This window comes from Enterobacter sp. Acro-832, assembly GCF_011752745.1.
Classification (GTDB): Bacteria; Pseudomonadota; Gammaproteobacteria; order Enterobacterales; family Enterobacteriaceae; genus Enterobacter; species Enterobacter quasiroggenkampii.
The window spans coordinates 218,436-241,828 of sequence record NZ_VWWX01000001.1 but is presented as its reverse complement, the minus strand read 5'-3'; the positions used below and the strand labels follow the sequence as shown (position 1 = coordinate 241,828).

The window sequence follows — 23,393 nt, the reverse complement described above, 5'->3', positions numbered from 1 at the left end:
TTTCTGCCTGATCGTTACTTAGCTACCCCAGCGTCCACGGAGGTAGTTTACCGCCTGCTGGGTCTGCGGCTGGTTCAGGTAATCTTCCCGGAACAGGATGGTGCCGTTGACGTTGGGCAGCGAATCGTTGAGATCGAGCTGCTTTTTCAACTCCGGCACGCCGCCCTGAACCGTCCAGTCCGGCTCGTTTCTCGACGGTTCGCCCACCTTGTAGAACGCAATGCCGATATACAGGCGTGTGTGGGTCGGCTTCACGACGTCGGCCCACCATCTGGTCAGCACGTCGTAGCGCGCGGCATCCCGGGAGAAGGGCCAGTAAATCTGCGGCGCGATGTAGTCCAGCAGGCCCTGCTGCACCCACTGGCGCGTATCGGCGAAGGATTCATCATAGGCCGCGGCGCCCCGTGTGTCGGAGCCTGCCGGGTCAAAGGAGCGGTTACGCCATACCCCCGCCGGGCTGACGCCAAACTCAACGTCGGGCTTTGTCTGCTTGATCGCGCGGGAGACCTGGACGATCAGCTGCTGCGTGTTGTACCTTCGCCAGTCGGCTTTTGAGGCAAATCCCTGGCCGTACTGCCGCCAGGTCTGTGAATCATTCAGCGCGGAGCCCGGCGATTCGGCATAGAAGTAATCATCAAACTGCACGCCGTCTACCGGGTAGTTCGCCACCACTTCGGTCACCACTTTGGTTATCCAGTCCCGCACCTCGGGAATGCCCGGGTCGAGCACAAAGCGGTCACCCGAAATGCGGACCCATTCCGGGTGCTGGACATAAACGCTGGACGGCGTCTGGTATGACGTCCGGTTCAGGGCGGCGATGGTGGACGGTTTGGTTTTGGTCGACACGCGATAGGGGTTAAACCAGGCATGGACCTTCATGCCGCGCTTGTGCGCTTCATCGAGCATAAACTGCAGCGGGTCGTATCCCGGATATTCCCCGATGTTGCCCGTCAGCATATCCGACCAAGGGAGAATCTTTGATGACCAGAGCGCCGTGCTGTCCGGCTTCACCTGGAAAAAGACCGTGTTGATGCCGAGTTGCTTAAGGTTGTCGAGCTTTGCGATCAGCGCCTGCTTTTGCATCGCGATGCGCTGGTCCGCGCTGCGGCCATTCACCGAGGCCACCGGGGGCCAGTCGAGACGCGAGACGGTCGCCAGCCAGATGCCGCGCATCGGCTGGTTTGCCTGCGGCGTCGGTTTGCTGACGGTGGGGAGAGGGGTAACCAGCGATTTCGGTGGTTTTGAGGAGCAGCTCACAAGTAAAAGCGCGCAGGCAGCCAGCGCACCGATCCGTTTTACGTGTCGCGTCATTTGCGTATTAGCTCTTGATAATCCGACTGTTGGCCCAGGGATTAAAGGCGGGCGCCGCCTGCGCTGTATTTCCCTCATCGTTGAGAGAGTCCAGATACAGGGCTTCCACTTCCGCGCGCGCCCATGGGGTACGGCGCAGAAATTTCAGGCTCGATTTAACGCTGGGGTCTTTTCTGAAACAGTTAATTTTGATGCGGTCGCCCAACTCGCTCCAGCCATATTTCGCCACCAGGGCGTTGACCATCATCTCCAGCGTTACGCCATGCAAAGGATCTTTGGAAATATGTGCAGTCATAGGCGTCCGGATGTCTCGATTTTTAGGGGATTGGGGTAAACGCTGAAAGGGTACAAGAAAGCAGGGGAAGCGGCAATTTTCCTTTTCCCCTCGCTCACTTTATGACGGACTCCGTGCGCTGATTTTCGCCGACAATTTTTCCCGCACTGTTTTTTATCGTAAACCGAATCGACACGTCATCCTGGCCCGCGGGCGTGGCCGTCAGCGTTTTAATCATCGTTCCCGAGTCTGCTGCGATCGTCATCGTCGTCGTGCCTTTTGCCAGCACCTTATCGCGCTGGGTGATGTGCCAGTTCAGACGGCATTCGCGGCACGGTTTCCAGGTGTCGTTGATGGCCCACAGACGCACGGTCGCCGCCGCCCCGGATTGCCACTGCGCCGTGACCGGCTCAATGGACGGCAGAACAGGCTGGTACGCACGTTGTAGCGCGTAAAACCCGGCCTTAGGTTTACGCAGGTAGTCCACCACGCCCCAGTTGATGGAGGGCCAGGTTTCCACGAACATGAAGTGGAACAGGGCCGTCACCGGCTGGTAGCGCTGTCGGCGATAGCTTTCTGCCGCCGTGGCCACCAGCTGAGACTGGTACGCCTGAGTATTGCGAATCATCGCCTGAATGTTCTTCCCGCGCGGAATACCAGCAAACTTAAAGGTCTGGAAGGGCTGAAAATTATGGTATTTCCAGACGGTCCAGCCGGGATCGTCAGCGGCGGTCGTTTTTGGCCAGAGCGACGCCGCCGGGATGATGGTTTTTAGCGTTGATAAGCGGGGAAGCGCCTGCGCGCCGAACTCGGTAATGATCCCCGTTTTAGCCGGTGCAAGCAGGTCGCGCACGGTACCGAAGTACCAGCCCGCCCAGTAATGCTCCTCGACGGCGGAAAAGCGATGCACGATGCGCGAAGTATCTTCGGCAAGCGTATCCGCTACCTGCTGCGTGAGCGCGCGATTCAGATCTTTATTCCAGTCCGGGAAGCGTTTTTCCATCCACGGCGAATTCCACGGCGGTTCGTTATGCCCGCCCCAGACGATGATGGCGGGCGAATTGCCAAACTGTTCGATCATCTCCCGCGTCTGGCGAACCGCGTTTTTCGTAAAGGCGTCTCGGCTGTCGTAACCCCACTGCAGCGGGACGTCCTGCCAGATCATCATCCCCATCTCATCGGCCACGTCATACAATGCACGTCCGGCAACGTGTCCGTGCACGCGTATGGCGTTGGCGTTCATGGCTTCCACCAGACGAAGATCGCGACGGTATTTTTCTCGCGTCATGGTGCTGAGCCAGGGGGAACCGATGTAATTACTGCCCTTAATGAAAAGGCGTTTGTCGTTAATGAGCCAGCCCTTATTGTCGGGCTGTTCGACGATCTTACGCAGCCCGGTGCGGGTGACCGCCGTATCCATCAGGCCGTTTTCATCCCGCAATGCCACGCGAATGGTATACAGGTGCGGTTTCCCCGTGCCGACGGGCCACCACAGTTTTGCCTTCGGCATGGGCAGCGTCACCTGCACGGAATGGGCGCCGCTTTCGAGGGTAACCGGAAAATCAGCCTGATAGCGCTTGCCGCTGAAATTGGCGGGCGTAGCGGTGAGCCGTACGGTCGCCGGGCCCGGATCGAGCGCGCGATAGCGAATCTCCGCCTTTAACGCCGGGCGAGTCAGCCCCTGCCTCCAGTCGGGCCGCAGGATGGTCTCATCAAGGGTAGCGCCCCGGCTAAGATGCAGCCTGACCGGTGCCCAGATGCCGCCTGAGTTAGCGTCCTGTCCTTGCGGCGACCAGGCCCCACCGGGACGCGTGTCATGCTGGTTAAGGATCCCCTTCATGAGCGTTTTATGCAGCGGCCAGACTTTAGTGGGATCTTCGTAAGGGCTGTCGACCCTGACCACGAGCTGGTTGTGACGTTGTAACGCCGAACGGGCATCCAGCGAAAAGCGCTGAAAATAGCCCTCATGCTTGCCCAGCGGCTGGCCGTTCAGCGTCACCTCTGCAAGATAATCGACGCCATCAAACACCAGGGTACTCATTACGTCGGGGGGCTGCACGGGCAGGGAAAACGCGTGCTTATACCACAGCGCGCCCTGATGATCGTACCCGGCGCTGTACCAGTTGGCAGGAACCTGAAGCGGGCGCCAGCCAGATGCGGCAGGTTGTGCGCTGTCATTGGCATCCTGAACCTGCCATTCACCTGCCAGAGACCAGCTGACCGGCACGGAGTTCGCCACCGTGTGGGTGGTCAACAGGGCAAAGAGCAGCGCGCAGTTGCGAGTCATCATGCGTTTACCCCGCGTGCGGTGAGCCACGCCATCAGGCGCAGCGATTCCTGGCGAAGGTTGTCATTCAGGGCCGCAAGCTGTTGCCCCTCCAGCGCATGCGCGTCGCTTTCCAGCACCTGAAGCTGCTGTGCGAGCATGCTGAAGTCCAGGGTGACGGCCTCTCCGCGCAGCTTGTGGGCCGCGCGGCGCAGCGCCTCGCGGTCGTTGCTGTCAATCGCCTGGGTAATGGTTTTGATTGCTTCATTTAGCCCTTCGCCAAACAGGGCCAGCAGCTCCTGCACCAGGGCGGGATCGTCAGCGCACTGCTTCAGCAGGCGTGCTTCATCCGGAAAAGCGGAGGTGTCTTCGTGGTGCTGGAGTACGCGGGCAATCTCTTCAGCGAGACGCTCCTGGCTGATGGGTTTGGCAATGTAGCCGTCGAAACCCATGTTAAGACAGCGCTCTTTGTCCCCCTGCATGGCGTGTGCGGTCATGGCGACGGTGGGCTGAGCCGGGCCGGGGCGGGACCGTTCTTCTTCACGCAGCAGGCGAATGGCGGTTTCTCCGTCCATCTCTGGCATCTGAAGGTCGATCAGCAAAACGTCCCACGTATCCTCGCGCCAGCGTTCCAGCAGCGTGACGCCGTTATCGACGATCTGACAGGTGTGTCCGAGCCGCTCGAGCAGGCGCGCGGCGACCTTCTGGTTGACCAGATTATCTTCAGCCAGCAGGATCCGCAGTCCCGTAGCCCCTGGCGAGGCGACAGGCGCGGGGGGGCTTTCACCCACGAGCGCCGGCGAACGTTCAAACGCGGCGGCAATCGCCTGATGTAATTCATCCTGGGCGATAGGCTTATGCAGATAGGTCTTGATCCCGATCCGCTTCAGCATATTGATATCAAAATGTCGGCTCATGGAGCTCAGCATAATGATATGGCTCTCAGCAACCTGCGGCAGAACTGAAAGCTCAAGGGCCAGCGACACGCCGTCCATATCCGGCATCTGCGCGTCCAGCAGGATCAGCGGCCAAGCCGTTCCCGTTTTAACCCGGTTGATGGCCTCGCTGGCGTTGTTAACGCAGGTGGGTTTCAGCCCCATCTGGCTGAGCATCGCTGCCAGCAGCCGCAGGTTGGTCGCGTTATCATCAACTACCAGCACGGGTTCCCCGTTAAAGCGCTGGCTATGTGGGCGCTCTCCGGACGCAAGGGTCTGCGCCGCCAGCGGCAGCGAGAACGAAAATTCGCTGCCTTTTCCCGGCTCGCTGGAGACCGTTAATTCGCCCCCCATGGCCGCAACCAGTCTTGCCGAGATGGTTAGCCCGAGCCCCGTACCGCCGTAGCGGCGGGTGGTTGAGTTGTCCGCCTGGCTGAAGGCTTCAAAAATAGCCTTCTGCTTATCTGCCGGTATGCCAATGCCGCTATCGCGCACGCGAAAACGCCATCTGTCCGCGCTATCGTCGGGCTCAACAATCAGGATCACTTCTCCCTGATGGGTAAACTTCAGCGCGTTACCCAGCAGATTGGTCAGGATCTGGCGCAGACGCGCGCCGTCGACCAGCAGCACGTCGGGGACGCCGGGCGCAATATCAACCAGAAGCTCAATGCCTTTTTCGCTCGCCCCCGGCATGTGTGGGCGAATAAGCGACTGAATAAAGGTGCGCACAGGCACGGGGTCCGCCTCCAGCTCCACTTTGCCGGCTTCAATTCGGGAAAAATCGAGAATGTCGTTGATGATATGCAGCAGAGACTGGGCAGAGCTCATCACCAGGGTCAGATAATCGCGCTGATCGGCACTGAGAGACGTATCCAGGCACAGCTGAGTCATGCCAATAATGCCGTTCATCGGGGTGCGAATTTCATGGCTCATATTCGCCAGGAACGCGCTTTTCGCCTCATTGGCTTTTTGTGCCTCAATGGCCGAGGCGAACGCCTGAATTTCAGCCTCTTTGCGCCGCGTAATATCCTGCAGCGTGCCAATCACGCGCTCGGCGTTTCCCTCAATGGAGAGGGTGACCACCTGGCCGGACAGCAACATCCATCGCAGACCTTCGGTAGGGTGATGCACGCGAATTTCACATTCAAAGACCGGACGGTGATCCTGCTTCGAAGCGTGCAGCGCCTTGCGTAGCGCTGCGCGATCGTCCTCGTGGACCTGATTGAGGAGAAAACGCACCGGATATCGCCACTGGGTGCGCGACTGGCCCAGCATGGCAAGCAGGGTGTCGTTCACCTGGAGCGTGTCGCCGGAAACCTGCCAGTCCCAGATCCCGATATGAATGGATTCCGCCGTCAGCAGAAAGTCGTCATGCAGCTGGTGGCGCGCCCGCTGCGCTTCATCCAGCTCCGTGATATCGCTGTGCAGGCTGACAATGCCGCCGTCCGCAAGCCGCTGATGCTGCACGAAGATCCGCCGCTGGCCGGCCTGCCGCACTTCGCAGTGTTTATCCTGTCGACAGTTGCGCACGATCGACTCACGCAGCGTCTGGCGCAGGCCGGGGTCGACGTTGTAAACGGCATCGATAAAGCGTTCCGCCAGCGCCTCAAGTGTCGTTCCCACCTTCAGCCACGGGGTTATGACCGGATAAAACAGGGCCACGTTGTGATTCCAGGCCTGAAGGCGTTCCTCGCGGTCATAAATCATGACGGCGGCCGGCAGTGCGTTAAGATCGTACGTGAACGAACTCATCGTGATCCTCCCTACGCGCGGTAGTGCAGTTCTGCCTGTCGGCGCAGGTATTCCAGCCCGGGCGCGATCGCCATGGCCCAGGCCGTCAGGATCTCATCGTCGCACTGCGGATCGCGCTCGCTCACCGCGTTCAACATCGCTTCGCGCCACAGGGCAAAGAATCGCGGGGGGAGGTGGAGGCCGTCGTCGCTTTGCTCCCGCGCCAGGCGCTCGAGGAAATCAGGGACAATCAGGGCGCCGTCTACCGCAAGCATGGCGAAGAAACTTTTAAACAGGGTCTGCTGACCCTCCCGATCCGGCAGACGAGAAAAATGCGCTTCCGTTTCGGGTGACATGTGGACGAAGGCGTCATAGAACGTCTGAAAAAACGCGGTTTTTTCATTATTCGGAAAGACGCGGTTCAGGCTGGATTCAAACAGATCGCGATAAAACTTCACGGCGTCCTCCTTATGGTGCTTTCGCCCGGCAGACAGTGCCCGACAGGCGTGTATTCCTCTGCCAGACGGCGTGAAAAATAGCTCTCTTTCTTCGACCGACGAACGTCAAACAGCGGCCCGGCGTTGTGTTTAAAGAAAAGGGCTTCCAGAACCGTGGCATTGGTTGAGAGGGTTAAGGCAGCGTTGGTATCGCCCGTGGCTTCCTGACGGCCTTCGTACCAGCCTTTCTGCGGATCGTTAAGGTGTTTTGTGACCGTCATCAGCACGTCGGTGTACGGGGTGTCCCACAGGGCCCACAGGGCAAAAACCGCCTTGGTCGATACCTGCGCGAAACGGGTGTAGTCCCGGCCATCGTCTCCGACCGAGTTCCAGGCATAGCCATTTCCCCAGACCGTATCCTGGATATGCCAGGGCGCCTGAGAGAGCGAGAAATCTGCTCTGGCCGTCAGGATCTTATCGGTCTCCCAGCGGCTCTTCTGGCTCAGCCAGACGTTTTCGGCCTGCTTGCGCAGGTGCTTTTGCCGATCGGCCGCAACGCCTTCGGGCTCCCAGCCAAACTCCAGACCCGGCAGCATATAGGGAAGGGTGGTGATCAGGGAGGGCTGCCACGTGGTGCGCGGATCCCGGGCATCAACGGCCAGACGCCGCTGGGCGATGATGACGTGGTGCGCCGGGGGCGTAAACGCTTTCTCCGGGGAAAACCCCCACAGCTGAAACGCCGTCGCGGCATATTCGCTCTCGCCCAGGCGCAGCTCCTCGCGCACCACCGGCTGGCCGTTTTGCAGGGAAGATGACCACAGTTCACCTTCGTCGTCGATGACCGGACAGAAATTCCAGCGCAGGATGATTTTATCGAGGTATTCGCTGTACTGCGGTTCCCGCTCTGCGGTAAGGCGCAGGGCGAGCATCAGACGCGCCATATCGCGCGCGGACCAGCCGTTTTTGCTGGGCTTGCCGCTAAAATCGACGGGCGTCGCCGTCTGGCTGGAATAGAGTCGGCCCGGCGTCCGGGCATCGGTCAGCATCAGACGGTTAAGGGTGCCCATGATACGGGTTAAGCGAGCGTCATACTCGGCATCATCAATTAGCCCCAGCTCTTTTGCCGCCAGCAGGGCAATAAGCGTATCGCCCATTTGCCAGAGCGTGACGCGAGGCTGTTTGTCGCTCCCGTTGACCAGGCCCGTTTGCGGCTGGGTATTATTGACGAAATAGCGCCAGGCGATCGCCGCCCACGTCTGCTCCTCCGGCGTCAGGGCGGCAATACGCGCGCTGGAGTGCCATCCGCCATGGATGAGCCAGCGCCAGCCTGCGCCCTGATGGCCAAACAGGGCAAAGACGATCGCGCCTGCGAGGAGTAATCCCGCGAGCCCTCTGGCTAAGGTTTTAAGCATTGCGCAGTCACCGGAGGCAGTTTAACGGGCTCGTCCGCGCTGCATGACGCGCACTGACAGGCCTGACAGGCGGGTTTGGTACGCTGCGTGACGCCGGTCCGGTCGCACCAGCTTTTTACGGCCGGTGTGCTGGTCAGGAACGGGCGACTGCGCAGCGCGTTGTTCTCTTCAAACTGATCGAGCAGCTTTTGATCCCACAGCGACGGCGCAAAATCCTTGCTCTTCGGGTTGTCGGTGTTGAAGGCCAGCAGTTTTCCCTCTTTTTTGAACAACAGGGCCTCCAGCATGATGCCGTTATTGTTCGCGGTGAACTCTTTGATCGGGCCGTCACCGTTTTCATACAGCCCTTCGTAGTAGCCTTTTCCCTCTTCGTTGGCATTCTCAATGGTGTTCAGCAGGCGGTCGGTATAAGGAGAATTCCACAGCACCCACATGCCCAGCGCCGCCTTCAGCGAAATCGCGGCAGCGTTAGGGACAAACTGGCCCTTATCGGTAATGGTGTTCCAGTTGTATCCGTCGCTGAAGACGGTGTCATAGACGAAGTAAGGCGCCTTATCGAGCTGGTGCTCGGAGCGCGCGGTCAGGACGCCGGTAATGGTATAGCGGTTCTCCTGAGCCTGATAAACGCGGTCAGCAAAGTTTTTCATCCACGTCAGGGAGTAGTCGCGCGGGGCGTTATCCCGGTCGGTCGGTTTATCAAAGCCGAACTCCAGCCCGTAGAGCAGGTAGGATTCCGTCACCACGTAGTTATGCTGTGACGTGTTGCGCGGGTCGCGTGTATCGTACGGGACCAGCACGCAGTAGATTTCGGCCAGCTCGTAAGGCTGCGGACGGCTGGCTTTACAGGTATTAAACCCCCACAGCTGGAACCCGGCCGCGCCGTACTCTTCATAGCCCAGCCGACCTTCCTGAACATATTTCGGCTGGCCGTTCTCCAGATAGGCCCCGTACAGCGTGCCGCAGGGGTCGATCGCGTGGCTGAAATCCCAGCCGAGCACCACGTTATCAATGCTGTTGCCGTATTCCGGGTAACGTTCTTTGATGATTTTCAGCCAGACCAGCATTCGCCCGATATCCAGCGCCGAGAAGCCAATTTCGCCGGGCTTGTTGGTGTAGTCCACTTTCTGGCCGCTGATGGTGTTATAGGCTTTGTTGGGCAGCTCGTTGCGGAACAGTACCAGGGTGTTTAACGTGGCGAGGAATTTCAGCATCCGGCGGTCAAATTCCGCTTTATCAATGATCCCCAGCTCGCGTGCCGCCGTCAGGGCGGCCAGATAGGAGGCGCTGTCCCACATGGTGGTGGAGGGATATTTGTTGACCGCATTCACCAGGCCCGTCGTGGGCTGATAGTTGGAGACGAAATACTGCCAGGCGTTTTTCGCGATGGTCATCTCCCGGGCGGTCAGCTCGCCGCTGCGCGGAGAGTAACCTGATGCAGGCAGCTCGGTATCCGCACGCACGGTCGATAAGGCCAGCCAGCAGATCGTTATTCCCGTGAGCAGGTGGAAAAGGATCGGGGATCGTGGCTTCATGGCGTTGCTCCTGCTGAGGGGGAAGTGTAGAGGCAGGCCAGACAGAGCATCTGACCATGCGCGATGTAAGACAGACTTTCCAGCACAATGGCATTGGTATCGGCGTCCACGACGGCATTGACGCTGTTGTTGAGATTTAACCCGCGCTGCCAGCCTTTACCCGGCACCTGAAGGGCCAGAACCTGCTGGCGCAGCGCTTCGCTCCAGCTGTTGCGGAACAGGGCATACCAGGCAAACGCGGTGCGGGTGGAGGTAATCGCCACTTTCTCTGGAACCTCGTCGCGCAGGTTGCGCGCCTGAACCGGCTGCCTGTCCGGCAGATCGTTGACGTAATCCGGCGCCGGTTCGGCATAATCCGTGCTGACCGGCGGTTTTGGGGTGCGCAGGCTATGGCGCCGCTGCTGGATCTGCATAATCCGCCACGCAATTTCAGCGCTCTGCGCATCAAAGCCCAGCTCAAGACCGGTTAACAGATAGGGGAGACTGATCAGGGAGGTTTGCTTGCCCCATGGCGTGCGTAGTCCCTCATCGGGCACCATCACGCCATCCAGATCGATCATCTTTTGCCCTTCAGGCGGGTTGGTCACCGCGAGGCCTGCCGCGCTGTCAATCAGGCGCAGCGTATGGCTGGCATAGAGACGATAGCCAAAGCTGTCCCGCTGTTCGTCATCAGTCAGCGTCCAGTGATGGAGCGGAACGGCCGCCTGACTTTGAACGTTATTTTCAATCAGTGCGCCGGTGTTCCAGAGGCTAAACAGATCGTGGATAGCCGCCGCGTGCTGAGGATAGCGCCACAGGAGGGTCTGAAGCGCCGTCAGCAGGCGGCTCAGCCCAATTGCCGAGGCGTCGGGTTTGCCGAGGATCTTCAGAGTGTCCGCATGGTAATACGCGGCAGGGAGGCCTTGCTTGTTGAGCGGTAACTGCCCCAGCGTGAACAGGGCCGTGCCGACCCTCTCGTCGAATTCATCGGCGGAAATAATGTTGAGCTGTTCTGCGGCAGCGGTCGCAAACAGGTAGCTCCCTACGCTCCAGAGACTCAGCCACGGTTCGCCGTCGCTGGCGTTCGCCAGACCGTTTGGCTGGGTATTATTCACGTAGTATTGCCAGGCGACGCGCGCCCAGATGGCTTCGTCATAGGTCAGCGCGCGTTTCGCAGGCAGCGGCGGGAAGTCTTTACTGAGCGCGATGCCGCCGCTGCTTTCCACGCGCGTGGGCATCTGTTTCTCCACCCAGACCACAATGGCAAAGCCGAGCAGGAAGCCGAGCAAAATGGTGAGGTAGCTGCGCGCGGGCAGCAGGGCATCACGTATCCTCATTGGGTGACCTCGTCCTCTTCAGCGGGCGTCCACATGGCCGCGAAAATCAGCGGCAGCATGGCGGCGATGTTCACCCCTCCCCAGAAAATATTGATGACGTAGCCGGAGGGGTCGTCCACCTGTCCACGCGCCACCTGGATACCGCCCCAGATAAGCCCTGCGAGGGTCAGCACCACGATGGCAATCTGCGGCTTCACCAGGTAGAGAAAACGGCCCGTCTGCCGCTCTTTTGGCGTGACGTGAAATTTAATCTGCTCGCCCCGCAGCACCGTATTGAGCGCGCGCAGGTTCATGGAAAAGAAGGAGAGGTAAGAGGCCCTGCCGTCCCAGGCCGAGATCCCCCAGGTGCCAAACATAAAGGCCAGTTCAGAGAAAATAAAAAACGGGAGAAAATGCAGATAGAACGGCGTCGACCAGGCGGACACCGGCGGAATGCCGGTGAACAGATAGATAATGGGCGAAATCAAAAACACCGTGTTCCACACGCAGGCCATGTACGACCAGAAGGTGGTGGCATACATCAGCGTCTGGGGGAGGGAAAGCCTGAAGCGGCGACGGCTGAAGATGTTGTCATGAAACAAAATATCCAGCGAACCGGCGGCGTACTTAAAGCGCTGGATCATCCAGGTGAGCATATCCTGCGGAGAGAGCATCTTCGACTCCACCCGCGGATGCATAACCGAGCGCCAGCGTCGTGCGGCGTCACCGTGCAGCAGCACCGAGGTGTAAATATCTTCCGAGACGTGGAATTTGTAGGGGGTAAGCTCGGTGTCAAACGCCACGTGCGGACGCATTGCATTCTGCAGCGCGTCCCGGGTTTCGTCATCGCGGATGTCGCGCGTATGTCGATGGATCTCCTCTTCGACGGACCAGACATAGCTTCTCAGCGCGGCCTGCATGACTGCCTCACGACGATGAATGGACGCCGCGCCGCAGCAGAAAGCCGCATTCGCCCAGTTGCGCCGCCTCAGGATCACGTCATAGAACATGCGCGGATCATTAAAAAACGGGTCGCGGCCTATCGTGACCGGGCCAACACACTTTTGAATCAGCCAGCCCAGACCGTAGCCCACTTTTCCGGCTTTTCGCTGGCCCCAGCGCGAAAGGTTCTCTCCTTCCGGAAGATCGAAGAACCACTGCGGCGTCTGTACCCAGGCCACGTCCGGATCGCGAAAATAACCCAGCGTATGGCTGAGCAGGGTGGGAAATACTCGGGTATCGGCGTCGCAGATAACAATAAAATCGCCGTCGGTTTGCTCAAGGCCGTTGCGCAGGTTGCCGGCCTTAAAGCCGATGTTGGTCTGGCGAGTGATATAGTTAACGCCTTCCTCTTCACAGACGGCTTTCATCTCCGGGCGGCGGCCGTCATCAAGCACGTGGATGCGGTAGTCAATCGGGAACGGGTACGCCATCTTCAGGGCATCGCGAATGGATAGCCTGACCAGCTCGGTATCTTCCGAGTAGGTGGCAATGAACAAATCCACTTTTACAGGACGAGGTTCTACGGCCTCCTCAGGCGACAGACATTCGTTAATTTCGCCGGGCGGCGGACTCTGAGGAGGATCCTGTTCTTTCCACAAATTGATGGTAAACAGCACGGTGCCAATCCACGCCAGGGTTTCGGCGAGGACCAGCGGAATGGCATACCATAGTGCGTCAGTATTCAGGGAGGCGGTCCAGCGCCAGTAAATATAATTGGCACCCAGAATAAGCGCCGCGACCGCTAACACCTGCCAGGTCATCATTACCCAACGCGGTGTTGTTAACGGCTCCGGAGGACGACGATGTTCAAAACGGGAAAAATAAAAATCCATAGTTCCGGCGTTCCTGATTCCGTGAAAATGCAGACCCATTCTGCTGCGCAGACAGTTGCCCAAAAGCGAAAGAAAATAGCGATTAAACAAGATTTAAGATAAGTGTAGAACGCCGAATAAAAGTGTCCAGCCACGTTTTTATTAATATTTAGCGGTGGTTAATTCAGCTTAAATTCTGCTTAATGATGTTTCATCGGCCGTCGATATATTGCGGTTACTATTCCTTTAGGCTATCTACTTTATTTAGATCTTAATTTTCGTTTCCAGGCAAAGGACACCCTATGAGCCATGTTGCGCCGTCGGTAGCGCAAGAAGATGACGCTAAATCAACAGCATGGCGTTATGCCGTAGCAGGTGCACGGGACCTGAGAATTGACTTTATGCGCGGCATAGCCCTCGTCATGATGGTCGTGGCGCATACGGAGGTCATGTCGGTATTTAATATATTCTCCTGGGAGCGTTTTGGGCTAACAACCGGTGCAGAAGGCTTTGTCATTCTCTCGGGGTTTATGCTGGGAATGCTGAATCGCGCGCGTCTGCAAAAAGTGGTTTTACTCACAGTTTCCTGGGGGCTTTATCTCAGGGCGTGGAAAATATATCGCGTAAATATCATTATCATAGTGTCATTTATTCTGCTGGCCTATATCCCACATATTAATGTGTTCGAGGTCACCCATTTTACCGACCGTTTTTCGGGTCAAAGTTGGTCGCTTTATCCTGTTACGCCGCAAATTAAAGAGACCTGGTTCAACATTATTCTCTATTTGCAGATCGGCCCCCATCAGACGCAGATTCTTGGGCTGTATATCTTTTTGCTGCTCTTTAGCCCCCTTTTTTTAGGGATGTTGCAGAAAGGGAAAGTCTGGTGGCTGCTGGGGCTGTCGCTGCTGGTGTACAGCCTGTGGCAATGGTGGCCGCTTCGGCTGACGCCATCGGAGTTCGAATTTGCCTTTCCACTGCTCGCCTGGCAGTTCATCTTTGTGCTGGGGATGGCCAGCGGCTGGTATAAAGCCGAACTGCTCTCTTTCGCCCGGACGCCTCCGGGGAAAGGGGTGGTAGTGGCGCTGGTCATGGTGTCGCTGGTGCTGGGATTTGTCGCCCAGAACCATACCAACCCGTTTATGCCGCCCGCGCTACTTATGCACGTCATCCCGCCTGACAGCTTCAATACGTTTTATCACACCTGGGCGGCGAAGAACGGACTGGGCCCGGTGAGGGTGCTAAACGATATCGCTCTGATGGTTACCGTCTACCTGGTGCTGACGTATTGCTGGACGCCGCTCAACCGCCTGCTGGGATGGTTCCTGATCCCGCTAGGCCAGCACTCGCTCTATACCTTTATTTTGCATGTGTACGTGGTGCTGCTGGTGAGCCAGTTCATTACCTTCGATTTATGGCGTCACGCCTGGATAGAGAACACGTTAGTGCATGCGGCGGCACTGGGTATTTTGTGGCTGATGGCAAAATACGACGTCGGCGCACGCTGGATACCTAACTAAGGATGGCGGTTATGCGCGAAAAATGGCTTCTGGCGGGCGTGCTGCTCGCCGCGATCCCCGCCGCAGAGGCGGCACAAAATAGTGATAAAGAAACCCTGCGCGATAAGAACGGTGAACCCGTTCAGGCAGGCGTTTTTACCAGCCGGTGGGGGCGTTTGTTCTCGGGAAATGACAAGAAATTTTCAGGGGCTCTGAGCTTCAGTTCAGGGCTGAAAGAGCAGCTGGTGAGCGTGCCTAATAGCTCTGACAGCGCCGCGCAGGAGAAAAAAATAAACCAGACGCTCAACCTTAGTCTGCAGTATTCCCCGTACAGCTTCTGGTTTGCCAACATTACCTCCCGGTTGCCGGTCAGAGATACCACCCGCTATACCGCCGATTTTCGCTACAGCTTCGGCTATGACGACTGGCACGCCAATACGTTCAGCCTGGTTTACGGTAACTACGGTGAAAACCACTTCTGGACGTCAGGCAGCCGGAGACATACCTATTTCGAACAGGGCGCCTTCACGCTGGCCTACAAGTTTTCACTACCGAAACCGGTTGAAAACACGCTCCTGATTAATAAAGGGGATTCCATCATTTGCCAGGTCGGGTACAGCTGGGTGCCGCGCTACTACGACCTCAGCAGCGATGACATCCGTAAAAATAAAAACGTCATGCTCGGCGGCTGCGGCTACACCTTTAAACAACATTTCTTCGTTCGTGCGACGGCATTCTGGTTCCCGGACAGCAGCCAGCAGCAGCCCTGGAACGGCGATTACAGCTACAGCTTCGGCTACGCGGGCTATACGCCGGGATCGTTCTCTGTTCAGTATGCTAACTATGCGGGGACGCGCTATCCGGGGCACGGCAACGGTAACGCAAAATTCAGGGAAGGGACCGTGAGCCTCATCTGGTTCTTACCGCTATAGGAGGGATACATGTCGGCGCTGCACGTGTTAATCGTTGAAGATTCGCTGATTTATCGTCGGTTACTCTCCCGGATGCTCACCCAGTGGGGGTATCTCGTGAGCGAGGCGGAAAATGGTGTTGCCGCGCTGGAAATCTTGTCCAGCCAGCCGGTCAGCATGGTGATAAGCGACTGGGAAATGCCGGAAATGGACGGGCTGACGCTGTGTCAGACCATCCGCAACCGTCAGTTTGGCCGCTATGTGTATATCATCCTGTTGACGGCCCGTGAGAATGCCGGGGACGTGACGCAGGGGTTTGATGCCGGGGCGGATGATTTTTTGAGTAAGCCCGTTGAACAGGCTGAACTCCGGGCGCGGCTTCACGCCGGGGTCCGTATTTTGACGCTGGAGGCGACCCTCGCGGCGCACAACAAGCGCCTGAGTGAAGCCTTGCATCAGATTGAAAAAGATCTTGAACTGGCGGCACGTGTTCAGCACTCGGTGTTGCCTTCACACCGCTTACGCTACGGCGACTACTTCTCCGACTGGCTTTTCTTACCGTCAGCCTGGGTCTCGGGCGATGTGTTCAATATCTTTCCGCTGGATTCCCATCTGGGATTCTATTGCGTTGATGTCTCGGGTCACGGCGTGGGGGCCGCGATGATGTCCCTCGCGGTGGCTCGCCAGTTTTTACATGGCCGGGTGGTGGACCGCTTCCTGTTTACCGATGAGGGCGGCATTCAGTCACCCGCGGAGGTTGTCAGGATGTTGAACAGCCGCTTTTGCAGTGAAGAGAGCGACATCACCAGTTATTTCACGCTCATTTACGGCGTGATCGATCCAGAAAGCGGGCAGGGATTGTTGTGCCAGGCAGGGCATCCTACTCCCGTCATTGTGAACGCAGACAGCGCCGTCACGTCCGTGGGCGATGGCGGCCCGCCGGTCGGGCTGATCCCAGACCTGAACTGGGAGGACGTCGCGTTTACCCTCAATCCGGGGGATCGCTTATGCTTATTCAGTGATGGTATTACGGAGTGCGAGAACGTTAGCGGCGAGCAGTTTGGCCCGCAGCGTCTCGAACGCTGGCTTCATGAGCATGCCCGGCTCCCGGTTGACCAGCTCCTGCCGCGGTTTGGTGACCACCTGACTGGCTGGCGCAATGCAAATCGTGATGAACCGATCGCCTTAACCGACGACGTGTCACTGCTCGTGATTGAACGTCAGGGAGAACAGAATGATTATTAACACCGAGCGACTACCGCATGCCAACATTCTCACGCCTGCGGTCCGGCGGCTGGATGCCTCCGTTGCCGCGACGTTTAAAGCGTCCGTGACGGAGGAAATTGGCAGCGATCGTAAAGCCTTAATCGTCGACTTTAGCAAAGTGGATTTTATCGACAGCAGCGGGCTGGGGATGCTGGTGTCGTTGTTCAAGCTGATGAACGGAAAAGGCGAAATGGCGCTGTGCGCCCTGAACCCCGGGATCATGAACATGTTCACCCTGACCCGAATGGATCGCATCTTCCGCATCTATCCGGATAAACATAGCGCGCTTGCGCAGCTGGGGCAGTAGATGCAGAGGCCGGAGCAGGCGGAGTTTCCGGCGGCGATCGCGTCCCTGACGCCGCTGTCCGGCTGGCTTGGCGACAGGTTGAGCGCGCTTCCCGTCGATGATGAGTGGCGTTTCGCCTTCGATCTCGCCGCCTGTGAAGTGGCGACGAACATCATCCGCTACGCGCTTCACGAGGATAACTCGCACGTCTTTCGCGTCCAGTTCGATGTCCGTGGCAATGACGTCTGCGTTGTTTTTAACGACGCGGGTGACGCGTTCCCGCAGGAGCGGCTTGAGGCCGCCAGGCGAGACCGCTTCTGCGAAATGTCGCCGCTGCTGGAGAGCGGCAGGGGGCTGATGCTCATTTTGCTGAGCGTCGATCGTTTCACTGTGGAACGCGTGGCGGGTGAAAATATCGCCACGCTTGAGAAGAAAATCAGCGTATGACCGGCGGGCCATACGCGCGTGATTTTATTTCGTGTTGTCAGCAAACAGCTCCGGCGCCCATGGACGTGGATCCACCTCCATAAACGGTGCGCGCTCGAAGCGGTCCTTCAACGCCCACGGCACCGTACAGTCGAAGATCGTCTTGCAGGAAATGCCGTTGCCGCGAATCGAGGTGCTGTAATCCGGCGACTGGGACGGATCGAGCTGGTGGCCGCGGATCCCCGGAATATTGGTGATGCTGACATCGCCCTGCATGCGCGTCGTCATCGCCCACAGAATGTCGTCGCTGTCGAAAATATCCACGTCTTCGTCGACCAGAATAATGTTCTTCAGCTCCGAATAGGTGGCCAGGGCGATAAGCGCCGCCTGGCCCTGACGCCCTTCGTCTGACGGCTGGCGTTTTTTCACCTGCAGTATCCCGAGGAACTTACCGCCGCCCGCAGTATGGGCATAGACGTTTTGCAGGAATCCGGGAATTGCCTCTTCAACCGCATTACGGATGCTGGCCTCGGTCGGCAATCCGGCCAGCGTGGTATGTTCTTCCCCCGGTCCCACCAGCGTCTGCAGGATGGCGTGGTTTCGCATGGTCACGGCTTTCACTTTGATCACCGGCAGGGAGGGATTCGCCTCGCCGCAGTAGCCCGGGAACTCCGGCATCGCGTGGCCGGTGTTGGTGTGCTGATCCTCTCTCACGCGCACGCCCGGAAGCAGTTCACCTTCGATGATGATCTCCGCCCGCGCGATAGCTTTCTCTTTGATCGCCACGCCCTGCACCAGCTCAACCGGCTGCTGGCGCAGCGCCCCGGCGACGCCCAGCTCGTTGTAACCAAACGGCGTGGTTGGGGCCTCAAAGCACGCGCCGATATAGATGGCGGGATCGAGACCCATGTTGATCGTCACCGGCAACGGTTTTCCGGCATCTTCCGCCTTTTTGCGGAACACTTCGATGTGGCGCCCGGCGGCAAGGAACATGGAAAGCTCGTCGCGCTCCTGCACGCAGAGGCGGTGAATGGTGACATCCGTCAGCGAACTGTCTTCCGGATCGCTTGCCAGCACCAGCCCCAGACAGAAGAACGGACCCGCATCAATCGGCGTGTTGGTTGGGGCCGGAAGCAGCTTGCGAAGGTCGAAGTCAGGATCGTCAGCGTAGAAGACCTGCTCCTGACAGGGGGCCTGCGAGGCCGGAACGACAACCGGCGCAACCGGCTTTTTCACCGCCTGGCCGACGTGTTTTGCCAGTTCAGAGGGCTCGCAGCCCAGAAGGAGCGCCGCGCGCTCGCGGCTGGCGTGCATGCCCACCAGGATGCGGGAGTGCGGATAGCCCTTAATGCTGTTGAACATCATGGCCGGGCCTGTACGGGTTGGACGTTTGACCGTGCCACCCGCGCCGATATGGCGATAGACGCCCGCCAGCTCCGCATTGGGATCGACCGGATGATCGGTTTCAATGTATTGCCCTTCGTGGCGCTGCAGTAAGGCGATGGCGCTGCGGAGATCGTTAATCTTGTGTTCCATATTTTCCTCCCTCGGTTGAATACCTCCATTTTTATGGCAATGACCAATAGCATCAATTGCATCATTACTGTTAAATTGATAAGTAAATTAATATCAATTCAGGAAGTCGTCTCGTGCAGTTTCGTCAGATGCGCCACTTCATCGTCGTGGCCGAAGAGCTCCATATGCACCGGGCCGCCGAGCGTCTGAACATGGCGCAACCGGCGCTGAGCCAGCAGATAAAGGCGCTGGAAGAACGTTTAGGCGTCACGCTTTTCAGCCGGGCGAACCGCCGCTTAACCCTGACGCCTGCGGGCGAAGCGTTCCTGGTAAAAGCCAGGCTTGCCATCTCGTTAACCGAGCAGGCAGTGCTGGACGCCAGACAGACGGCAAGGGGCGAGCAGGGCGTGTTAAACCTCGGGTGCGTGTCGAGCGCGATGTTCGACGGCAGGCTGCCCGCCGCGCTGCGCCAGATGCATAGCCGCTGGCCGGCCATTACGATGTCGCTGATGACGGGAAACGTGCAGACGCTCTACGCCGCCGTGCAGAGCAACCAACTGGATGTGGCCATCATCCGCGCGCCGCTGCCGTCGCTGCCGGACGATCTGCAAAGCCGCCCGTTCGCCTCGGAGAAAACGGTGCTGGCGCTGTATCGTCAGCATCCGCTGGCCGGGTCCGCCGCGCTGACGCTTTCGTCGGTGAAAGACGAAAAATGGATCTCCCTGCGCGACCCGGAGGGAATGGGGCTGGAGCAGTATTTCTATGACGCCTGCAGCGGGGCGGGCTTTCAGCCGGACGTGGTGCAAAACGCGACTGACGTGCCCACGGTCATCAGCCTGGTTTCTGCGGGGTTTGGGCTGGCGCTGCTGCCCGCGTCGGCAAAGGCGGTGAGCGTCGAGAATGTCGTCTACGTGGACATCCTCGACCGGCTGCGGGAGAGCGAACTCACCCTGGTTTGCCACCGGATTATACGCTCAGAAGTGCTTAAAAAGTTTCTGGTTACCCTCGCTCAAACCTGACGTCCGGCGGCCCGCAGCAGCTGCTCGCGCAGCCAGGCATTCGCCGGATCCTGGCTGTTTTTCGGGTGCCAGTACATGTTGATGATAATCGGCTGGAGCGGCAGCGGCGGTGGAAAAATATCCAGCGTGCTGGCGAACCGTCGCAGCATCCGTTCCGGCAGGGTACAGACCAGGTCGGTACCGGCAACCAGCGGCGGCGCCATGGCGTAGCTCTGGGTGGACATGGCGACGTGTCGCTGATAGCCCAGCCCGGCAAGAGTTTGGTCGACAAAGCCGGTAAACGGATCTCCCACTGACGACACCACCAGATGGGAAAGCGCGCAGTAGCTTTCCAGATCTAACGGACCTGTTCCGCGCGGATGGCCTTTACGCTGGGCGGTGGCAAACGCGTCGTCGAGGAGTTTGCGCCTCACCCAGCCGTCATGGGCGCCCGCGCTCACGCCGATGTAGATGTCCACATCCCCGTTTTCCAGCTGCTGCGGCAGGTCAGTCATCTCCGGCAGGGCGAAGCGCAGGCGGATGCCGGGTGCGTCGGTTCCCACCTGGTTAAGCAGCCCGGTGCCAAGCATCAGCGCCGGGTTCTCATGCAGCGCGATAACAAAGGTCCGGCTGCTGGTTTGCGCATCAAATGCCGTGGGGGCAAACATCGCGCTGATGCCGCGCAGTACGCTCGCCACCTGCGGCCTGAGCGCTTCCGCTCGCGGCGTGGGTAATACCCCGCGTCCATGCGGGGAGGGAATGAACAGCGGTTCGCCAAACAGCGAGCGCAGACGTGCGAGACGGGCAGAGAGCGCGGGCTGGCTGATGCCCAGCCGAGCGGCCGCATGGGTGATGTTCCTGTCCTGAAGCAGGGCGTCCAGCGTCAGGAGCAGGGCTATGTCCATGTCAGATATCCGCGTCATTGCTCTATTTCGCGCCGCTGGCGTCCCGGTTGGTATAGGTGACAGGGACCCAGGCATAACCGCCTTTCTCGCCTTTCGTCACATAGCCGATGCCCGGGAAAGGCAGGTGCGGGGCGGCAACCAGGTCCTTGTTTTTCACAAAGTCAGCGAACGCATGCTCGCGTACGCTAGCCGCTTTGTTCTGATCTTCATCGTAGGTGATGGTCACCGCAGGCTGCGGGAACTGAACCGCCGCGGCATGAATGATGTCGCCGACAAAGGTGATCTTCTCGCCTTTACTCGTTAGCGTGTAGAAGGCTGAACCCGGCGTATGGCCGGGATGAACCGTGCCGGTCAGACCCGGGAGAATCTCCGATGTACCGCTAAACGGCACCACTTTCCCCGCGTCAAGATAGGGCTTTAAGGTCTTCTGCGCGACGTCAAAGTAGTTCTTGCCGTAGCCAGTTTTCTTCTGATTGTCGTCGTTAAAGAAAAAGTCGATATCCGGTTTGCCAACGAAAACGCGCGCGTTGCTGAACACCACCTTGCCATCTTTCACCAGGCCACCGGCATGATCGGAGTGAGCGTGAGTCAGCAGGACTTCAGTGATGTCCTCGGGTTTTATCCCCTGCGTGGCGAGGCTTTCAACCAGACGTCCGCCAGTATCAGGACCAAAGAGCTGTCCCGAGCCGGTATCCACCAGGATTTTATGTCCGGGTATCGCAATCAGGAACGCGTTGATGGAGACCTCAGCCGGGTTGGTCTGGACGTTTTTCGCGAGCAGTGCATCAATGTTTTGCGGCGTAGTCCGGCGCAGCAGCTTGTGCAGATCCTGCGCGACGGTCCCGTCGGTAAACGAGGTGACCAGGACGTCCCCAACCTGAACGCTGTATCCGCCCGCCGGTTGTTTAACGACGTGCTGGGGCGTCTCTGCCGAGGCCTGGATCGCAGGGTAGAAAAGCAGTGAACTGGAAATCAGCGTGGAAAGAGCAAGTTTTTTCACGGTAAGCATACGAGTCTCCTTTGAAAGTGCTCATCTTACTGCTCCGTAAAATTATAAGAACCTGCCCAGAAATGATAGGACCTATAAACGGGATGGATAGTCAACCGAAGGGCCGGGAAGGCGGGCAATGCCTTTTCCGGCCCGTAAGATCCTATTTTTTCAGCGGTGCGTTCCAGCTATCGAGCGTGGCTTTGGACCAGGCGCCATAAGCGGCATTAGGCAGCACAATCCAGTCGTTGCCGAAGTGTTCGGCGCTGGCTTCAACCAGCTCACGCTGCTGCTCGCTCGGCTTTTTGTTTTTAAACTGCACGGCGAAGTCCGGCAGGCTGTCGCCGAACAGCATCACGATCTGCTGCTTTTTGAGGATGCTCTGGCGGCGCTCTTCCTTGCTGACCGTATCCAGCAGCACGCTTTCGTCAGACACCTGCGGCAGGCCGAGAGCGTTTAACGTCTTCAGCGTGTCGGCTTTATTTTCATGCATACGATCCGAGACATAGTAGATCCGGACCTTGCTCTGATTCACATGGTCAAGAAACGCTTTTGCTCCCGGGATTAAGCCGGGTTTTCCCTGCTTCTCCCAGTCGCTCCAGGTGTCCCATTGTGTATAGTCGTGACACTGCTCCGCGTCGCGCACCAGCAGAGGGGTGTTATCCAGCACCGTTTCGTCGAGGTCCATCACCACGGCGTAATTTTCGGGCGTTTTCAGATCTTTTAACTTCTCGTTGAAACGCTCGGTGGCAAACCGATAGGTTTGCAGCTGAAGGGCCATAATCTCTGCCGATTTCTGCTGATAGCGCAGCGCCATTTCGTACGCTTTCGGTTCACACAGGTCGCGCCCGGCAGCCGTCGCGGTTGCCGCTGCACTCATAACAGGTAATGCCAGCAGTAATGCCTTAGCCATTGAATTCACGCTTTTTTCCTCAACACCCTGGTTAAAATCCCAAAAGCGTAATGAAATTCAGTGACAGAAATATGACCGCGATGTGGCAATGTGTTTCCGCTAGACCAGCATGTAATACCAGAACAGGGCGACCTCGTCTTTTTCCGGCAAGTCGTTGTAGAGATAACGGTCGTACCCGCCCAGGGTAAATCCGTAGTGACGGTAAAACAGGCAGGCAGAGACGTTCACATTTTGCGTTTCGAGTCGTAATCCCGGCGCGTTTACGCTGCGGGCCCAGACGTGGGCGGCGGCCATTAATTTTTGCGCGGCGCCGGTTCTGCGTCTGGTGCGATCAACGGCAATATAATCCACTGAAATAAACTTATTCCAGCCGATCGACGCGGTAATAAATCCGGCTAATTCACCGTCATCCGTTTCCGCCACAAGAAATATGGCGTCCGGATTAACGCAATGGTTTTCAAGCGTTTGAATGTCAAGTTCGTAGGTTTTTATCCACGGCTCGGCGACGGCTTCAATATGCAAATCACAATGGATAAAGGGCTCTCGCGCAATGTGGCTAATGGTGAAAGAAAAGTCACAACATTCAAGACGGACGAGGTCCGTATTTAATCCTTTTCGAATCTGCATAGTATTCCCGATAGTGAGTTATTTCATAAAGAATAGACGAAGCGGTTAAATC

At 58.1% G+C, this 23,393-nt stretch carries 20 protein-coding genes; 6 read left to right on the top strand and 14 right to left on the bottom strand.

The window, feature by feature from the left end; all coding sequences use genetic code 11:
- Positions 1-18 precede the first annotated feature (18 nt).
- From F3J31_RS01080 to F3J31_RS01040, 9 genes are all read right to left on the bottom strand, one after another.
- Positions 19-1,311, bottom strand: coding sequence for a glycoside hydrolase family 10 protein (locus tag F3J31_RS01080; protein ID WP_167210764.1), 1,293 nt, complete (start codon positions 1,309-1,311; stop codon positions 19-21).
- A 7-nt stretch (positions 1,312-1,318) separates the two neighbouring features.
- Positions 1,319-1,606: a VF530 family protein gene (locus tag F3J31_RS01075; protein WP_045415848.1), complete on the bottom strand. Its 288-nt coding sequence runs from the start codon at positions 1,604-1,606 to the stop codon at positions 1,319-1,321.
- A 94-nt stretch (positions 1,607-1,700) separates the two neighbouring features.
- Positions 1,701-3,875, bottom strand: coding sequence for a glycoside hydrolase family 2 TIM barrel-domain containing protein (locus F3J31_RS01070; protein WP_205246176.1), 2,175 nt, complete (start codon positions 3,873-3,875; stop codon positions 1,701-1,703).
- Positions 3,872-6,538: a PAS domain-containing hybrid sensor histidine kinase/response regulator gene (locus F3J31_RS01065; RefSeq protein ID WP_167210761.1), complete on the bottom strand. Its 2,667-nt coding sequence runs from the start codon at positions 6,536-6,538 to the stop codon at positions 3,872-3,874. Before F3J31_RS01065 ends, F3J31_RS01070 begins: the two co-directional genes overlap by 4 nt.
- 11 nt (positions 6,539-6,549) lie before the next feature.
- Positions 6,550-6,975 (bottom strand): globin, encoded by a 426-nt coding sequence (locus F3J31_RS01060; RefSeq protein WP_024909518.1) that lies wholly within the window; start codon positions 6,973-6,975, stop codon positions 6,550-6,552.
- Positions 6,972-8,366: a DUF3131 domain-containing protein gene (locus F3J31_RS01055; RefSeq protein ID WP_167210758.1), complete on the bottom strand. Its 1,395-nt coding sequence runs from the start codon at positions 8,364-8,366 to the stop codon at positions 6,972-6,974. The genes F3J31_RS01060 and F3J31_RS01055 overlap by 4 nt, the downstream gene beginning before the upstream one ends.
- Positions 8,351-9,898: a DUF3131 domain-containing protein gene (locus F3J31_RS01050; protein WP_024909516.1), complete on the bottom strand. Its 1,548-nt coding sequence runs from the start codon at positions 9,896-9,898 to the stop codon at positions 8,351-8,353. Before F3J31_RS01050 ends, F3J31_RS01055 begins: the two co-directional genes overlap by 16 nt.
- Positions 9,895-11,214 (bottom strand): DUF3131 domain-containing protein, encoded by a 1,320-nt coding sequence (locus F3J31_RS01045; protein ID WP_048029912.1) that lies wholly within the window; start codon positions 11,212-11,214, stop codon positions 9,895-9,897. Before F3J31_RS01045 ends, F3J31_RS01050 begins: the two co-directional genes overlap by 4 nt.
- On the bottom strand, positions 11,211-13,028 hold the full coding sequence (locus F3J31_RS01040) for a cellulose synthase catalytic subunit (RefSeq protein WP_045910593.1): 1,818 nt from the start codon (positions 13,026-13,028) through the stop codon (positions 11,211-11,213). Before F3J31_RS01040 ends, F3J31_RS01045 begins: the two co-directional genes overlap by 4 nt.
- 281 nt (positions 13,029-13,309) lie before the next feature.
- Here F3J31_RS01040 and opgC point away from each other — a divergent pair, with 281 nt between their 5' ends.
- Genes opgC through F3J31_RS01015 form a run of 5 tightly spaced genes read left to right on the top strand, consistent with a single transcriptional unit; the run spans position 13,310 to position 17,416 of the window.
- Positions 13,310-14,527, top strand: a complete 1,218-nt coding sequence (opgC, locus tag F3J31_RS01035; RefSeq protein WP_167210755.1) for an OpgC domain-containing protein — start codon at positions 13,310-13,312, stop codon at positions 14,525-14,527.
- A gap of 11 nt (positions 14,528-14,538) precedes the next feature.
- A complete protein-coding gene (locus tag F3J31_RS01030; protein ID WP_045910591.1) occupies positions 14,539-15,438 on the top strand; it encodes a hypothetical protein in 900 nt (299 codons plus the stop codon).
- Positions 15,439-15,447: 9 nt separating this feature from the next.
- Complete coding sequence (locus F3J31_RS01025; protein WP_163341925.1) at positions 15,448-16,662, top strand: SpoIIE family protein phosphatase; 1,215 nt, start codon at positions 15,448-15,450, stop codon at positions 16,660-16,662.
- The gene (locus F3J31_RS01020) at positions 16,652-16,990 is read left to right on the top strand and encodes an STAS domain-containing protein (protein WP_048223277.1); all 339 of its coding nucleotides are present in this window, start codon (positions 16,652-16,654) and stop codon (positions 16,988-16,990) included. The genes F3J31_RS01025 and F3J31_RS01020 overlap by 11 nt, the downstream gene beginning before the upstream one ends.
- Complete coding sequence (locus F3J31_RS01015; RefSeq protein WP_167210752.1) at positions 16,991-17,416, top strand: ATP-binding protein; 426 nt, start codon at positions 16,991-16,993, stop codon at positions 17,414-17,416.
- 24 nt (positions 17,417-17,440) lie between these two features.
- On the opposite strand, the gene F3J31_RS01010 is transcribed toward F3J31_RS01015, so the two are convergent.
- Complete coding sequence (locus F3J31_RS01010) at positions 17,441-18,931, bottom strand: UbiD family decarboxylase (RefSeq protein WP_167210749.1); 1,491 nt, start codon at positions 18,929-18,931, stop codon at positions 17,441-17,443.
- Between the two features lie 113 nt (positions 18,932-19,044).
- Between F3J31_RS01010 and F3J31_RS01005 the strand changes: the two genes are divergently transcribed.
- Positions 19,045-19,929: a LysR substrate-binding domain-containing protein gene (locus F3J31_RS01005; protein ID WP_167210746.1), complete on the top strand. Its 885-nt coding sequence runs from the start codon at positions 19,045-19,047 to the stop codon at positions 19,927-19,929.
- Here the strand turns inward: F3J31_RS01005 and F3J31_RS01000 are convergent.
- The 4 genes from F3J31_RS01000 to F3J31_RS00985 form a co-directional block, all read right to left on the bottom strand.
- Entirely contained in the window at positions 19,920-20,831 is a 912-nt protein-coding gene (locus F3J31_RS01000; RefSeq protein ID WP_167210743.1) for a LysR family transcriptional regulator, read from the bottom strand. The genes F3J31_RS01005 and F3J31_RS01000 overlap by 10 nt on opposite strands.
- Before the next feature lie 4 nt (positions 20,832-20,835).
- Positions 20,836-21,822, bottom strand: coding sequence for an MBL fold metallo-hydrolase (locus tag F3J31_RS00995; RefSeq protein ID WP_045910586.1), 987 nt, complete (start codon positions 21,820-21,822; stop codon positions 20,836-20,838).
- Positions 21,823-21,964: 142 nt separating this feature from the next.
- Entirely contained in the window at positions 21,965-22,723 is a 759-nt protein-coding gene (locus F3J31_RS00990) for a 5'-nucleotidase, lipoprotein e(P4) family (RefSeq protein WP_167210740.1), read from the bottom strand.
- Between the two features lie 90 nt (positions 22,724-22,813).
- Positions 22,814-23,341: a GNAT family N-acetyltransferase gene (locus F3J31_RS00985; RefSeq protein WP_167210737.1), complete on the bottom strand. Its 528-nt coding sequence runs from the start codon at positions 23,339-23,341 to the stop codon at positions 22,814-22,816.
- Positions 23,342-23,393: the final 52 nt, after the last annotated feature.